Source organism: Psychrobium sp. 1_MG-2023 (assembly GCF_030689115.1).
Classification (GTDB): Bacteria; Pseudomonadota; Gammaproteobacteria; order Enterobacterales; family Psychrobiaceae; genus Psychrobium.
The window spans coordinates 1-15,343 of record NZ_JAUYVJ010000001.1 but is presented as its reverse complement, the minus strand read 5'-3'; the positions used below and the strand labels follow the sequence as shown (position 1 = coordinate 15,343).

The 15,343-nt window shown below is 39.8% G+C and carries 12 protein-coding genes; 1 reads left to right on the top strand and 11 read right to left on the bottom strand.

Going from position 1 to position 15,343, the window contains the following annotated elements; translation table 11 throughout:
* Positions 1–7 precede the first annotated feature (7 nt).
* The 3 genes from Q8W26_RS00060 to Q8W26_RS00050 form a co-directional block, all read right to left on the bottom strand.
* Positions 8–709, bottom strand: a complete 702-nt coding sequence (locus Q8W26_RS00060; protein WP_101212586.1) for a SapC family protein — start codon at positions 707–709, stop codon at positions 8–10.
* Positions 710–814: 105 nt separating this feature from the next.
* Complete coding sequence (locus Q8W26_RS00055; RefSeq protein WP_101212585.1) at positions 815–3,388, bottom strand: TonB-dependent receptor; 2,574 nt, start codon at positions 3,386–3,388, stop codon at positions 815–817.
* 506 nt (positions 3,389–3,894) lie between these two features.
* Complete coding sequence (locus Q8W26_RS00050) at positions 3,895–4,983, bottom strand: acyltransferase family protein (protein ID WP_101212584.1); 1,089 nt, start codon at positions 4,981–4,983, stop codon at positions 3,895–3,897.
* Positions 4,984–5,192: 209 nt separating this feature from the next.
* On the opposite strand from Q8W26_RS00050, the gene Q8W26_RS00045 reads away from it, so the two are divergent.
* A complete protein-coding gene (locus Q8W26_RS00045) occupies positions 5,193–6,209 on the top strand; it encodes a LacI family DNA-binding transcriptional regulator (protein ID WP_101212582.1) in 1,017 nt (338 codons plus the stop codon).
* 83 nt (positions 6,210–6,292) lie between these two features.
* Here Q8W26_RS00045 and Q8W26_RS00040 read toward each other — a convergent pair whose 3' ends face one another.
* The 8 genes from Q8W26_RS00040 to Q8W26_RS00005 are packed head-to-tail and all read right to left on the bottom strand — an operon-like array spanning position 6,293 to position 15,018.
* Positions 6,293–7,231 carry an AgmX/PglI C-terminal domain-containing protein gene (locus Q8W26_RS00040; RefSeq protein ID WP_101212580.1) on the bottom strand — a complete coding sequence of 313 codons (939 nt, stop codon included), beginning with the start codon at positions 7,229–7,231 and terminating at the stop codon, positions 6,293–6,295.
* Complete coding sequence (locus tag Q8W26_RS00035) at positions 7,212–7,733, bottom strand: biopolymer transporter ExbD (protein WP_101212578.1); 522 nt, start codon at positions 7,731–7,733, stop codon at positions 7,212–7,214. Before Q8W26_RS00035 ends, Q8W26_RS00040 begins: the two co-directional genes overlap by 20 nt.
* Positions 7,733–8,245, bottom strand: coding sequence for a biopolymer transporter ExbD (locus Q8W26_RS00030; protein ID WP_101212576.1), 513 nt, complete (start codon positions 8,243–8,245; stop codon positions 7,733–7,735). Before Q8W26_RS00030 ends, Q8W26_RS00035 begins: the two co-directional genes overlap by 1 nt.
* A 1-nt stretch (position 8,246) precedes the next feature.
* Entirely contained in the window at positions 8,247–8,912 is a 666-nt protein-coding gene (locus Q8W26_RS00025) for a MotA/TolQ/ExbB proton channel family protein (RefSeq protein ID WP_101212574.1), read from the bottom strand.
* Between the two features lie 43 nt (positions 8,913–8,955).
* The gene (locus Q8W26_RS00020; RefSeq protein WP_101212572.1) at positions 8,956–9,261 is read right to left on the bottom strand and encodes a hypothetical protein; all 306 of its coding nucleotides are present in this window, start codon (positions 9,259–9,261) and stop codon (positions 8,956–8,958) included.
* A 3-nt stretch (positions 9,262–9,264) separates the two neighbouring features.
* Positions 9,265–10,005, bottom strand: a complete 741-nt coding sequence (locus Q8W26_RS00015) for a M48 family metallopeptidase (RefSeq protein ID WP_153071453.1) — start codon at positions 10,003–10,005, stop codon at positions 9,265–9,267.
* On the bottom strand, positions 9,989–14,509 hold the full coding sequence (locus Q8W26_RS00010; protein WP_101212568.1) for a tetratricopeptide repeat protein: 4,521 nt from the start codon (positions 14,507–14,509) through the stop codon (positions 9,989–9,991). The genes Q8W26_RS00015 and Q8W26_RS00010 overlap by 17 nt, the downstream gene beginning before the upstream one ends.
* Positions 14,510–14,511: 2 nt before the next feature.
* On the bottom strand, positions 14,512–15,018 hold the full coding sequence (locus Q8W26_RS00005) for a hypothetical protein (RefSeq protein ID WP_101212566.1): 507 nt from the start codon (positions 15,016–15,018) through the stop codon (positions 14,512–14,514).
* Positions 15,019–15,343 lie beyond the last annotated feature (325 nt).

Sequence of the window (15,343 nt, the reverse complement as noted above, 5' to 3'; positions counted from 1 at the left end):
TCAAATACTATTTTTGCTTCAACGCAACCAATTTTTGTATTTGGCGCAGTGAATTGATATGTGAGTAAATTGGTAATAAATAGTTTTTACTTCTCAGCAATAAGAAGTCCTCTGCGGGCAAACTCTGTAACTTTTCTTGGTTAACTAAATAGATTCCATTCATATCTATCTTGTCGCCCTTTAAAGTCAAACTTAGCGTTTGCTCTTCGAGCAAGTCCTTATCCGCAAGTAGCTTCACGAAACCTTCTGTGATTAAGCTATTTTCATAGTACTGCCCTAAGGTATTCTTACGTTTTTCCAAATAAGCTGTTTCCGCGCCATTTTGATCAAACAGCAGCTCCCCTTCGGTATTTTTAGCTAATACTTCAACATCTTTAATACCTAACTGAAATTGCTGAGGGTTATCCTCAGAAGCTACAAGCGCGAACGGATAATGGGTCGCTATTGCTGGGACGTAATTAATAAGCCACTGCTCATCACTACAAAAAACATTTTCGCCAGATTGAAAACCTAAAATAACAACTGGTTGAAATTGACCTGTTTCTGTGTTCTTTACGAACACTACTGGCATTTCAGCACTAGCTTCAGCGAACTCATGTACTAAGACAGGCAGTATGTGCTGCCCTTTCGTGTGCGGGTAGTGATGCTTTTCTTGTATCTTAAGCTCCTTATGAAGCTGAGCATTAAGTGGAGAGATAGAACTAGTCATGTAATAAACCTTACTCTAGTGTTTTGTAAATTTTTAATATAAAGCCAGTTTGAGGCTATAAAAAAAGGGGCCTAGGCCCCTTTTATAACTAGGTTAATTTTCAGCTTAGAAGCGGAAAGTCACACCTACGTTTACACGTGTAGCCATTGTGTACTCAAATGCTGGGAAGCCCATTGTGCCATTAGAGTTGTTTGTTTGATTTTGGTTGTAACCTTTTTGAACTACATCTTCACCTAATAGGTTAACTGCGTCAATTTTTAGGTCTACGTTCTCGTTTAAGTGATAAACCGCACTTAAGTCTAGAGAACCAAAGTCATCATGCATACGGTTACCGTAACCAGCTTCACGTAACATGTACTCACTACGCCAGTTGTATGATAAACGTGTGCTGAACGTATCATTTTCAAAGTAGCCAGACACATTATAAGTATGTTCAGAACTATCACTTAGGAATGGGTTTCCATCACCAAATGTATCTCTGTCAGTACTTGTATCAGTTAATGTATAGTTTACAATCGCACCAAAACCATTATCAAAATCTTGTTGATATTGTAGCTCTAAACCACGAACGTCAGCATCTTTACCGTTATGCTTTTCAAATACAGTCCAACCCGCTGCATTTTCTTCTTCAATTGGAAGAGGGAATGGAATGTCCGAAGAAGGCGCATCATATGACGTGATAGTTACGAAGTTTGATACCTTCTTAAAGAATACCGCACCAGAAAGTAATGAGCTTTCGTTAAAGTACCACTCTAAACCAATGTCAAACTGATCAGCGCTGAACGGTTCTAATCCGATGTTACCAACAATCCAGTTTTGGTTGTCTGGCTGTTCATCGTTCGTACCTGTTGGGCTTGGATTAACATACATATCATTGTACTGTGGACGCGCAATTACACGAGCAGCAGCTACACGCAAGATTAGATCTTCGTCTAAGTCATACGCTAAGTTAAAGCTTGGTAAAAACTCACTGTAATCAGCTTTTTCAGAAACTTTCACACCGTCACGATAGAAAACTGACTCGGCATCAGTTTGCACATAACGCACACCGAAGTTACCGCGGAAGTTTTCACCGCTATAAGAAGCCATCACATAAGCAGCAACGTTATCTTCTTGGATCTCACGGTAAGAACCTAAGTCTTCGTTTTCGCCAACAATGCTATCTTTAGCCCAAGCTTTAACTGCATCTACGTTTAACGCTAAGATTTCGTAGTTGTTTGTACCAACATCTACTGTACCGTTTGCGTGAGTGTCAGTGTTAAATACTGGGTTAAAACCATCAGCTTGCTCATACACAAAGCGACGGCTCGTTGAATTATGGTCAGAAGCACGAACACCAGTTTTAATGCTAGTGATGTAATCATGATCTAATTGGAACTCGATATCCGCTTGAACGTATGTTTCATCATCAGTTTTTGGCGTGCGGTTAAATGCTTCACCTGTACCCATACCTAATGTATCAGGGCGGTAACCTGCCACAGCAGCGTTACTTAGGTTCCACTCTTTAGTGCCGTTTGAGAAGTCGTAACGGCCATTAGGAACCGCAGTACCTCCAGTACCATCATTGACAACCATTTCAAAATCAGTACCACCAGTTGACTCAGTCTTACCAACTTGAACTTCAAGTTTGAACGTCTCGCCTTCGTAAGTTGTCGTTAGGTCTAGTACATCTGAATTCATCGTCGCTTCACGTGGACGTGCTTGCCAGAATGCAACGTTAATTGGACCAGAAACCGGAGAGCCAACATCGTCAGCACCAATGCCAGCACCGATGTATTGATCATTTTCACCAGAAGCACGAGTTAACCATAATGCGTAGTTGGTGTTATCAGCAGCCATTTTCATGTCGATAGCGTTTAAAGTGAAGCTTAAGCTATCTGTTGGTGCGTATTGGAAAACACCAGAAATAGCACTACGCTCACGTTGCTGTTCGAAAGCAACAGGACCTGCGCCCCATGCCCACCAAGCTTCTGAACCTTGCCGTAATAAGTTACGCTCTTGGCTAACACCAGAAACTAAGAAACCAAAGTTTTCTGCGTCATTCTTCCAGCTGTACATACCTGAAAATTGTGGATCTGTTTCACCAGAATCATCAGCGTATTGTGCTTCAAGAGAACCATAAACTGTGTTTGCATCAAGATCTAATGGCTTACGAGTGTTAACGATAACAGTACCGCCAACACCACCTTCAAGGATATCGGCTTGAGATGTTTTGTAAACTTCTAAGCCACCAACGATTTCAGAAGGTAATAGCTCGTAGTTAAAACTACGCTTAGCAGGCTCAAGTACGAACCAACCTGTAGATGCTACGTTTTGACCATTTAATGAAGTTTGAGTTAAATCAACACCTGCACCACGAATAGAAACACCGGCACCTTCACCAAACTGGCGTTGTACAGTAATACCTGGGATACGTTGTAGAGATTCAGCAACGTTCTTATCTGGGAATTTACCAATATCTTCAGCATTGATTACATCAACTGCTGCATCAGCAAATTTCTTTGCATTGATATTGCTTTTTAAACTACCACGGATACCGCTAACTTGGATAACTTCTACTTCTTGCTCTGCAGCTTTACCTGTCGTATTTTCAGCAGCAAGCACTGGAAGTGCTGCGCCACTTAATACAACTGCAACACTACTTGCAATTAAGTGTTTTTTGAAATTAGTGCTCGACATTGACTTTCCTTTCACACGTTTATTTTATTTTGTATTGATTGAAGCGGGTTTGTACTACATAAATGGTTGATAAAAGTTGACATGTTCTTTGATCAAACTAACAAACTCTACGCAAATCAATTCTTCACTTACGTGATAACACCATCGATTTAATGACAGCGTTGTCACCTCGCTGTAAACATTACACGCAATTGCTCATTTTTACTAGTCCAAAGTCTAAATTACGCTCAACAACCGAACAAAATTTAACATCTACAAAACATTTAAAAAACACTACGAAAACAGCCTTAGGGAACAACACAGCACTAAACATCTAAAAATAAAGGAGAATACTGCTCGGAGGGTAAAAAAATAAAAGTTCAAAAATATTAAGTTATTTTAAGGTAAAAAGTGTTACGAGGTATTTTTGTTGCTCACCCTGTAATCATTCAGAGACAAATAACCACAGAGCAAGCGATGTGTAAGCTTATCTATACAGATAAACAGTAAGATTTATTATTGTTTTACTACACCTTAATAATAATATTACGTTTATAAAGTATATTTGAGATTAGCCAGAACAACACAACATGCGCAAACGCAAATGTAAATGATGCTAATTTCTCAGGCATAACTAACGCGATGCAGTCAAACATATAGGTATAAAGCGTCAGTTCTGGGTTGATAAAAATCAAGAAATAAGTGGTTGCCCATAACCACGATAGTACGTAAATAAACATCGGGTTTGTACCATAAACCAATAACGGGTCAACTAATCGAAGCTGCTGTTTGATATCGACTAACCAAATAAAGAAAGCTAAGACAATTAAGGCACAACCTGAAGAGAAAAGAACATAAGAGCTCGTCCACAGTGACTTATTGATTGGCATGACTTGATGCCAAGCCAACGAGATTAAGATTAAGCCAACAGCACCTAATACTAACTTATTAATACTAGACATTTTATTCGGAGTATTCGACAATACTCGAGTGGCTTCAAAGCCAATTAATACATTCACAATCGCTGGAATTGTACTTAAGAGCCCTTCAGGGTCAAAAGGTAAGCCTTTTCCTTGCCATAAATGATTAGCACCCATCACAGCAATATCAAATTGGCGAATTAAGTTACCCTCTAAAGAGTAAACATCGCTTGCAGATGGTAAGTGTAGTATTCCCCAATAACCCAATAAAATACTAACGCTAGCAATAATGAGCTGGCGGCTATTGAGTGTCAAAACCATCAATGCGGCAATACCATAGGCAATACCTAAGCGTTGCAACACCCCCATCAATCGTAATTCTGTAATCGGTCCTGTATGACCATAAGCATTAAGCGCCAAGCCTAAACCAAAAATAATTGCGGTACGCTTTAAAATCTTTTTGGCCGCATCTTGGCTATAAGTGAAGTTTGTTTTACTAAACGCAAAATAAAGTGCTGAGCCAATAATAAATAAGAAAAATGGGAAAATTAAGTCTGTTGGAGTCGCTCCGTGCCAATCAGCATGTAAGAATGGCGCATAAACATGGGACCATGAGCCCGGTGTATTAACCAAAATCATCAAAGCGATTGTAAGCCCTCGGAAAGCATCAAGGGCGATGTATCTAGTATTACTCATTTATTTTTCTCGTAGTAAAGCATGTAACTGCGAAGTCAACGAAATTGCGTTTATATGCACAATGGGTGCGATAATATACCATAGCATAGGTGACAACGCTGTCAATTTGAAGTAAGTTGGATTAAAGTTTTCAGCGTATCAATTAAATATTGCAGCGCCGCATAAAACTGCTAATCTTATTCCTTTTTTTACTGAGTTTCTATTTGCTAATGAAAAGTAACATAAACGACGTCGCCAAGCATGCTGGGGTATCGATAAAAACGGTTTCTCGAGTTATGAATAACGAGCCATCGGTAAGACAGGCAACGCGTGATAAAGTGATGCTCTCAGTAAATGCGTTGAATTACCAACCAAATTCAGCTGCGCGTAACCTTGCAGCAACCAAGTCATATACCATCGCTTTCATCTATGATAATCCAAATGCATACTATGTAATTGATATGCAACAGGGCATATTGTCTGAGTGCCGTAAGCAAGGTTATGATCTACTTATCCACCCTTGCGATTCGCTTGCTGAAGGTATTGTTGAGAACCTTTCTACAATGATTCGCCACGCGCAAATTGCAGGTGTCGTTTTAACACCTCCCTTCTCGGAAATGCCAGAGTTTATCGACGAGCTTACCAAGCATGATATTAAGTTTGTTCGTATTCTTTCTGGTAATGAAATTCCAGATCAGCGCTCACCCTGCGTGATGGTTGATGATTACGCCGCAGCTTTCGAGATCACGGAGCATTTAATTAAACTTGGCCATAAACATATCTCGTTTATTAGCGGTGGCAAAAGCCATAAATCTACCTCTGAGCGTTTAAAAGGTTATAAAGCGGCATTAACCGCTAATCAAATTCCCCTTGATCCTCAATACATCGTTGATGGCGAGTATTCATTTGAATCAGGAGTGCAAGGCGCTCAATATCTATTGAACTTACCAAATCGCCCAACCGCTATTTTCTCTTGTAATGACGAAATCGCTGCTGGTGCACTATTTGCTTCGCGCCTCATGAATGTTGATATTCCACAGCAGCTCTCAATTGTTGGCTTTGAAAATAGTCCGTTCTCGCGACAAACTTGGCCCAAATTAACCACGGCAAACCAGCCCAACGATCAAATTGCACAAAACGCAACTAAAATGCTGATCGCCGCAACCCGCAAACAGAAAGAGCAGACTGTTAATGGACTATTTGTCCCTGAATTATTAATACGTGACTCAAGTGCTAAACACGTCTAGCCCATACTCGTTATAGAGCTGAAACAAATAAAAACGCCGCCATAAATGATTACTTATGGCGGCGTTTCTCTCATATAGCGCAGCTAAAATGGTAAGAAGTTAAATGAATAGTTTAATGTCGTTGGCGTTCCAAGCTCTGAGCCGAAATTGATTAACTTCACTCGAGCGATGAGTTTTTTCTCTAACGCAGGACTATCCAATTCACTTTCAACAATCTCACAAGCTGACACACGACCGTTGCCGGCAACGCTAATTTGCATCGTAACCTTCCCTTCTAATGATGGGTCACGGCGTAATGCTCGACGATAAATCGTATAAAATGCCCCTTTATTTTTATCTAACACCTGACGAATAATTTCAGTTTTTCGCTTAGACGTTAGCGTTGATACTACATCCGAGTCAGCTTGTTCTACGACCACTTCATCAGATGTATTACCGGCTATGACTGTCAGGTCCCGCTGTGCTAAAGCCACAGTCTCGGCTGTGGACTGCACCAACTGCTCTGTGTTTAATGTTGCCGTTTTAGCCTCAAATATAGCATCATTCTTAACTTCTTCTGGCGCTGCCGCGGCAACGTCAGTAGTTAACGACTGAGCCTGTGGCAAGACGAGTGCCACTTCATCTCTCATGGCTGCTAGCTCATCAGCCATGGCTAGAATTCCACTATTTTTAGCCTGCTCCCTCGCCTGCTCAAGCTTAACAGGATCGACATCTTGTGGCTTTGCCGTCGGTTCAGGCTCATCTTCTTTGATAACCTCTTCCTTTTCTGGCTCTGGTTTTGGCTCTGGCTTAGGCTTCTCTTCAAGTTTTACTCGTTCAATAAACTTCGTCAACTGAGCAGGTATCTTAGCTTTTTCTTCACGTGTGACTTCTGGTAATGCTGTCAGCTGCACCACAACAGCAAATACTAACGTCGTTAATAACAAGAACCATGTAATTTTACGAAATTGAGCATTCTCGCGCTCAGCTTCGTTGCTCAGATGGAAGCCTACAGCCAAGCGATTATGGGTTGGCTTTGGCATTATTCACCCCCTCATTGTTAGCAGCCGTTTTTTCAACCGCCAATGAGATATTACCAAAGCCAGCTTCAGAGCAAGTTTTAAGAACCTTCTTCAAAATGGCATACTCTACCGCTTGATCACCCATAATAGTAATACTAGCGTCTTCAGTGTCAGGCCCCTGTTGGCGCTGTTTATGGTATTCAAGTTCTGACGCTAGCTCGGCAATAGTTGCAGTATTACCTGCAATCACCTGTTCGATATCAACAACTTTTTTACCCTGTAGGATTAACTCCTGATCATTAATCAATAACAGCAGGTTATCCTCAGCTAATGTTTTCGACACCGATTGCGGCAACTTGATACTCTTATCAGCTTGCAGCACTTCCACCGTTGATGAATTCACAATGAGAAAGAATACTAAGATCGTAAAGATATCCATTAATGATACTAAACTTAGCTTCGAGGTTTTAGACATTCTCTTATGGTGCCTTTCAATACGCATAGCTCGTGCTGATTTCTTCATTACTGAGCCTCCGTAAATACTGGCGCATCAGATAATGAAATATCAGGAAATAGTTCAGCATCAACAACAGAAGCAGCCACAACGGCTTGATATGAACGAACCGAGTCCATCACTGAAACAATCGTCTGATAATTAATGTCAGGAGCAATTAAAAGATTAATGTCTTTCTTCTCAATGCCTTTTTCATTTAAAAGAAATTTAACCTCTTTGAGTGCCTGCACTAAAGTGGCATAGTCATGCTGCCCTTGCTTTTTGGGCAAAGTTTTTAATAAAACGCCCTGAGGGTAAAACAAAGACAAAGCATCCTCTTCAACTAACAGTTCAAGACGCTTAACTTCCTCAGTTTGTTCTGATGCCCCACCTGATCCACTGGGTAATTTTAGCTCTAGGATACTGATATGAGAGAAGACCATCATCATCAGTAAAACAGGGACAAGTACAATCATTAGACTCATAAATGACGTGATGTCTAGTTCAGGCTCTTCGCGCTTACGGCTAGATTTTCTAAACATATTAACTGTCCGAGTTGTTGTCTTGATTACCTATGCTATGTCTTACTGATAAAAGGTTTAAACACTTCACACCAGCAGCTTCCATCGAATCGATAACTTCCGTAGTTTTAGTTTGAATAACTGAATGACAAAGTAACAGTGGTATAGCTGCAATCAAGCCAAATGCTGTCGTGTTCATCGCGACAGAGATACTTTGTGATAATAACGACGCTTTCTCTGAAGGATCCGCGTTAGCCACTGCAGAGAAGGCTGCAATTAGACCAATAATGGTTCCTAACAAACCGAGCAACGTTGCAATATTGGCTAATGTCGCTAAATATGCAGTTCTTTTTTCGAGCCTAGGCATTACTTCAACTACGCTCTCTTCCATCGCGTATTCGATATCTTCACGGCGTTTACTGATTGCTAAGCGCTCAAGACCAGCCGCAATTAAATTAGCTATTGCAGATTTATTTGTTTTAGCATATTGAACAATTTCGCTATAATTTTCTTGATTAAGTAGCGGCTGAATATGCTGTAATGCTTGCTTGTTCGCTTTATTTGCCTTACTTAAAAACAACATTCTTTCTATCGCAATAGCCAACCCAATTGCTAAAACGATAGAAATAGGCAGCATGAATGCACCACCATCTTGAAAAAAGCGAATAACTGTTGTGTAAAAATCCATTACCTTTCACCTAGAATAAATATGAAAAAAATGCCATATGGCGTTACTTACTGCGTTGTAATTGTTGATAGAGCCTTTGCTGCCTTTGAAGCTCTGCTGGCCCAATCGAATTAAATTTTTCTTTGCTTTGATACTGCTTTTTAGCCAGCCCTAACCGACTATCATCTTGTACCCGCCAGGGTACAATGGTTAAAAACTTAGGTTTCTCTTTCGAGCCTACAATAGTAGTTTCGATCGTGATGATTTCTGGGGTTAGTGTCTTAACCTTTTCTGCGGCAACGACATTACCTGTCAATGATAATAACAAATATAGAGCCATTACAGGCTTTGCTCGATCAACTAAACTCATTGTTTACTTTACCTTCTCAGTTTTTGCTAATTGCCGCGTTAAGTCTCTGATCCAGCCTTTGAGCTTTCGGTCGACTTTCTTATTATTTAAAGTCAATAACTCCTGAGCTATCTGATAATGCTCTAACGCTTGCTCTTTTTGACCTAAATAGAGGTCCAGTAAGATACCTAAGTTTCGATGACCTTCAACAAAGCCAGGCCAACTCATTAATGCTTTTGTATATTGCTCTTTCGACAATTCAAACTCACCTTGCTGACGATAAATAGCCGCTAAGCGGTTACGGGCAAAGTAATTATTAGAGTTTAAACTAATCGCTCGCGAGTAATGTTGTTGAGCTAAAGATTGCTCTCGCTTCATTCGCGCAATATCCCCTAACTTTAACCAGAGTCCTGATAACATTGGGGATTGCAAAGTCATTTCTTCTAAGATTGTCTTTGCCCGAGTTAATTCATCACGTTTGATGAGTGTAACAACTTGAGCAAAACGATCTTTGATCTCGTCAGCCACAGGGGGGTTATTGACTAAATACAAATTAGGCTGCTCAAATAAATGCTGAGCTTTTGATAGCGTCTTTTCTTCAACAACAGGCTCAATCAACTCCTCTTCAGGAGGTGTAGGCTTAACTTTAGTGACATTGACTTTGTTTGTTTGCTCATCAAAGACTGGAGCCGTTTGACAGCCCGACAATATTAGAGTGCAGCTAATTAAACTAATACAGGTATATTTTTTAATAGATTGCATCATCGTCCTCAGCTAACGCTTCTTCTTTGTTATAACGTCCAGGCATCAGCTCAGCTAATGCGGCAAAGCTACGCTTAATCCATGCATCATAATGCCCTTGCGCCGTTAAGTGAGTATTCCCTTCAAAAACAGCAATCGCTTGATCTTCAAATGGAAATGCTTGCTCTTCCAAAAGTATTTCATACTGCTCCAGCGCTAACTCATCCAAGCCTGTTGGACGCTGAGAATCCATTAAGTCTTGAGCAAAGCGTCGATAGACCTGCGCCATTTGATGGGTCGCTTGCGTTGTAAACTCAGCAACTTGATAAGATGCTGTTTTTTGATAACTCGCCATCGTGTCCTTTAAGCTCCGTTGCTTAACCCGTAAACTGGCCTTTAATGGTAAAGTTAACTTTTGTCGTTTAAAGCGGTTATGCGCACGATTAGCAAATACTAAAGAACTTTCCGCCGCTAGATATGTCGATCGCGGAGTTTGGAATTCACCACCATTATCGTGTAAAGCCATTAACTTCTTCTGCCAAAAGCGAGCTTTCGCTACTTGTTTGGTGTCTCTATAAAGCAAGTTTAATTTATAAGCAGTTTCAATCGCACGATCGAATGGTCGAGGGTAATTATTAACATAACGCTTATAGAGTGTGATTGCTTGAGCGGTATGATTGGCTCGTTCAAAGTAAGTTGCAGTCAACAACAGCGGCTTACGTTGTAATTCTTTATCAGATAAACGATTCGTAATTGTCAGGTACTCAGCGGCTGCATTCGCCCAATCCTGCTGTTGCTCGTAAATACTTGCTAGCTGTTCTGTGATCCCTTGCGTTAATACGTCATTAACGTAACGTTTTCTAAAATCTGCTAAATAACTACCTGCTTGTGTAAACTCACCCAGTTTATAAAGGTATTGTGCCATATTATATTGCGCCAACTTTCGAGTACTAGTATCAGGCACTTCAGTGACGATCGTACGTAATAAATTGACACTCGCAGCAAGCTCTTGTTTATTCGCTAACTGTTCTGCTTGATTGAACAAACTGGCAGCATAATTTTCTTTAATCAACGATAATCGATGATCACTTGGTTTTAATAACTGTAAAATATCTTGATAGGCAACAACCGCTTCTTGGTAGCGTTCTAAGTTATACAGGCTATGGGCTAATATTAGCTTTGCTTGCTCAAGTTGATTTTCACTCGTGTGATGTGGCCAACCTAATAATTGCTGTGCGTATTCAAGTGACTTTAAGTAACGAGCAAGTTTAAAGTTACGTTGCATCACTTGTGTTAACACCACCGGAGCACGTTCATCTTGTGGAAATAGTTCAATAAAACGTAATGCTGAGTTTTCACGTTGTTGCTTGCCCATTTCTATATCTGTCTGCGATGATGGGTCAGCCATAGCCGTCTGCTTAATGAGCTTATCGTAAGCCAACAATTCTGAATAAGCCGCATCAGCTTGCTTTACTTTTTGACGAACAACCAGAGGGTTATCATGATAGGCGTATTGGTTATATGCAGTAATTGCTTGTTGAAATTGGCCACTAGCGAATAAGCTTTCTGCATACAAAAACTCCACTTCGTCAACATCATTAAAAGTTTCGATATATTGTTCAAAAAAGCTTGCAGCCTGAGCATAAGGACGTTGTTTACCTTGCTCATCTGCGCGTTGCCCATCACGATAATAACTTTGGGCAACATCAAGTAAATAACTCTTTAATTGAGCAGAGAAAAGGGCCTGACGCTCTTTACTCCACACCGACCAGAACGGTCCTCTGCCACCATAAAGCTTGATAAACACTTGCTTTTGTTGCTTAACGGAAGATTGAAAGCCACCCTGCTGATAAATGTTTATTTGCTCAATCAAATAATCTGGAGAATTATGGTGTTCTGGATATAAACGAATGAATTGGCCATAACTAGCAGCACTATCAGAATAGCGTTTGTGGTCTAGGTAAGCTTTAGCTAAATTCTGATAACTTAAGTATTCATAATAACGGTTACCAACTTGCTGATAATGTTTAGTCACACTACGCGGACCAAACTGTTCAGAAAAAATAAGACTCATAACCCTAAAAGAGTCAGTAACTAATTGCCTCACTGAAACCGGGAGGGCTGCTAATTCAATATCTTGCTGCTCTTGCGGTAATAATTGATCCAATAACAACGAAAAGGTTTGCAACGATGATTCAAACTTCTCTAATTTAAAATAAGACCAAGCAAGCATGTATAACGACGTGTGGTAATAAACTACATCATCGTTGATTGCTACCACATTCTGATATGCTGTTGCTGCTTGCTCAAATTGATTATTTTCGAACAAGTATTCACCCGCCCTAAAAAACAACTCTTGAGCGTAGCCTGATTGTGGGTACGTCTGTAGCAATTGCTCGATAACTTGATAGCTAGCCTCACCCTGTCCTTGTGACTCATAAGCTCTGGCTAGTTGATATAATGCGTGTTCTGTTTTTTCACTGTGAGGATAACGCTGCAAAAACGATTTAAACCCAGAGATTGACTGATCATAAAAACCCATACTATCTGCTCTTATTGCTGTACCCACTTCTTGTTCTTGCTCATTTTTGGTCAGTAGTAGCGTTAACGTTCGATATTCCACAAGCTCTTTTACATCTCCATCAGCTAGGGATGGTAACAACTGCTGATAATGATTTATCAGTTCCTGTAATGACGGAGCTACCTCTGACAAAACCTTATCGTAGCTTTTACTCTCCTCAACTAATACCGACTGCTGATAGGCGAAATCTTGTAGCTTTACCCAAGCCAGCTTTGACGACACAGTTCTTGCCTTTATTTCGGTAAGTCGACGTTGTTTTACAAGGCCAAAGCTTCGCTTAATCTTTGCCTCCAGAATTTGCTGTAACTCTGAAGTTCCCTGCTGCTGAGCATCTAACCCTTCCTTAAACTGTGTCAGCTTAACAAGATCCTGATCTATTCTTTTAGTATCGTCCAAATGTGAGTGCAAACGATTATGGCTTAATTCAACCAGTTCAAGAACTTGGTTTAATTGGGATAATTTAAGTTGTACCTCATTCGCGTGTTGCTCAATATTAGCTTGGCTTAGCCACCAAATTGTCCGTTGAATCAAATCAAGACGGCTCTCTGATGCTGTAATATTTAATCCTTCACGCTTAAGCTGAACCATTTCTTTAAACGCTTGATTTATTTTCACCTGATGTTCTAAATAAACTTGAGGCAGAAAAAAGTATCCATATTGACGATTAAGCGCGTCCTCAATTAGCGTCGTAAACTCATTGCGTACGACAATCAGTTCATTAATCTGATTGTTAAATTCCGTAAGGGACTCATCACTTAATTTACTGAAAGTATATGACTGCTTTTGCCTTTGTATCTGATGAATAGACTCTAATTGTATTAATTGACGCGATACTAACCGATCAAGAAATAAGATATCTTCGCGAGACTTAAGGTCATTGAAAAGGCTATTACTCGCAAAATATTCAATATAAAACTCTTCAATATTCTTGTCACAGCCAGACTTCAAACACAAAAGATCCTGTTCAATATTATAGTCCCAGCTGGCTAGAGCTTTCTCTTGAGAGGATAAAAGCCGCAGAGCCGATTCATAAAAATCTATGGCACTTTTATAGTTAGCACTTTTTTGTAGCGCAAAAGCTTTATTGATTAACGCGAGCTCAACTTGCGAACTTGAGCTAGCCTTATCAATAACAGTTTCAAAGATACTAATCGCTTGTCTATACAGACCTCGCTTAACTAATGATTGACCTAATATAAGTAATGCTTTTTCACGTAGAAGCGAATCATGACTAATCTTGTTAAACGCAGTCTCTACTAGTAGATATTTTCCTCGATTAAAAAATTCACTCATCATCACAAGATAGCTACGATCTTTTAACAAGGTATACTCAACAGAGTTACTCTGAAAACTGTCGTGGACGAATAAATCCGCTTCAACTAGTGCTCCACTTTTTATTTTGTTAAGTAAAATATTATGAGATAAATAAGCATTTTTTAGCGCTAAGCTGGGTTGAACTTTATCATTGAGAAATAGTGATACTTCTTGCTGTTGTTGAACGGCGATCAACTTTTGTAAAAAGGAGATTTTAAGTAAGTCTTCACCTTCTAACTCTCTATAAGGCACATTTGATAGGTAAGCGTTTGCTGCTGTAAGGTCACCTAAAGAAAATAAGGTCTTCGCAGTAGTTAATCGAGTTCCACTTCCCACTTGAGCAAGCAGCGCTGGTGACGGGTTTGGTCGTACCTGTTGATACAACTCTAAATTAAGTGCTATATCTGTTTTGATAACATTGAGTGGTATGGATAAAGAAGAGACATTTGCATCACCAAGCTCCATTAGCTTTACCAAAGCGTTGAAATAATCTTTTTGATGATAATGAAACAGTACTTCTCTGTATTTGTTATTCGCAGAAACAGAAGAAGACTTTTCAGCTGCTACATTAATAGGTAAGCAACTAAAGAATATAAAGCTCAAATAAAAAAGTATGGTTAATTTAGACTTCATACTTATAACTTAATTAAAGTAATTACAGGTTGATTAGTACTAGAAAGAGCAACGCTGACTTCTAGAGATAATGCCTCTTTACTCTTATAAAAGCGCTTTTCCTTCATTAGGCTATATTGATGGCTATTTGTTGTGCCCTCAACCTTAGCAGACACTTGGAATTCACCCTGTGCAATATTTCCGTTATAGAGACGCTGTTTGCCACCTTTTAATAAAGCAGATTTTTGATTGTCATTATATGCAAATGAACTGACACTTTGACCGTTAATTCTGATCTCTATTGTATCGATAACCGCTGATTTTTTTTCGTTTAACGCTACATATACAGCAACTTGCGTTGCAGAGGGAAATAGAAGATCCCGTTCTAGTCGATCTAAATCTTTATGCAGGCTAGCAGCTCGCTGTTTCAACTCTTGTATCTTTTCTGCAATACTCACCTCTTTGGTTTCATTCGCAATAGAAATACTGGAAAAACCTAATAAAGTAATAAGATATATAAAACGTAACATTCGCCAACCCCTTTCTAGCTAGCCTTAGCTTTTGTATTAGAACAGAAAATTAACGATACATAATACACTAAAAAAATTATTTATACATGACATCAGTACCTTCAGCCCCAGAACGTAAAAAGCCCCCACAACTTAATCCGGGGGCTATCAGCTACATCTTTTCACTACACAATGATGTAGGCTTATCGTCACGCGTAAATAACTAAACATCAGAAAACAAAAAAGCCGCTACATTTCTGCAGCGGCTTTCTCTAAATAGGTGTCTAGCAATGTCCTACTCTCACATGGGGAAACCCCACACTACCATCGGCGCTAAATCGTTTCA

Bases quoted from the DNA above. Each gene is read 5' to 3' on its own strand.
- Q8W26_RS00015 (WP_153071453.1), bottom strand. From the start codon at position 10,005: ATGATGCAATCTATTAAAAAATATACCTGTATTAGTTTAATTAGCTGC.
- Q8W26_RS00020 (WP_101212572.1), bottom strand. From the start codon at position 9,261: ATGAGTTTAGTTGATCGAGCAAAGCCTGTAATGGCTCTATATTTGTTA.
- Q8W26_RS00005 (WP_101212566.1), bottom strand. From the start codon at position 15,018: ATGTTACGTTTTATATATCTTATTACTTTATTAGGTTTTTCCAGTATT.
- Q8W26_RS00060 (WP_101212586.1), bottom strand. From the start codon at position 709: ATGACTAGTTCTATCTCTCCACTTAATGCTCAGCTTCATAAGGAGCTT.
- Q8W26_RS00045 (WP_101212582.1), top strand. From the start codon at position 5,193: ATGAAAAGTAACATAAACGACGTCGCCAAGCATGCTGGGGTATCGATA.
- Q8W26_RS00025 (WP_101212574.1), bottom strand. From the start codon at position 8,912: ATGGATTTTTACACAACAGTTATTCGCTTTTTTCAAGATGGTGGTGCA.
- Q8W26_RS00055 (WP_101212585.1), bottom strand. From the start codon at position 3,388: ATGTCGAGCACTAATTTCAAAAAACACTTAATTGCAAGTAGTGTTGCA.
- Q8W26_RS00030 (WP_101212576.1), bottom strand. From the start codon at position 8,245: ATGTTTAGAAAATCTAGCCGTAAGCGCGAAGAGCCTGAACTAGACATC.
- Q8W26_RS00040 (WP_101212580.1), bottom strand. From the start codon at position 7,231: ATGCCAAAGCCAACCCATAATCGCTTGGCTGTAGGCTTCCATCTGAGC.
- Q8W26_RS00010 (WP_101212568.1), bottom strand. From the start codon at position 14,509: ATGAAGTCTAAATTAACCATACTTTTTTATTTGAGCTTTATATTCTTT.
- Q8W26_RS00035 (WP_101212578.1), bottom strand. From the start codon at position 7,733: ATGAAGAAATCAGCACGAGCTATGCGTATTGAAAGGCACCATAAGAGA.
- Q8W26_RS00050 (WP_101212584.1), bottom strand. From the start codon at position 4,983: ATGAGTAATACTAGATACATCGCCCTTGATGCTTTCCGAGGGCTTACA.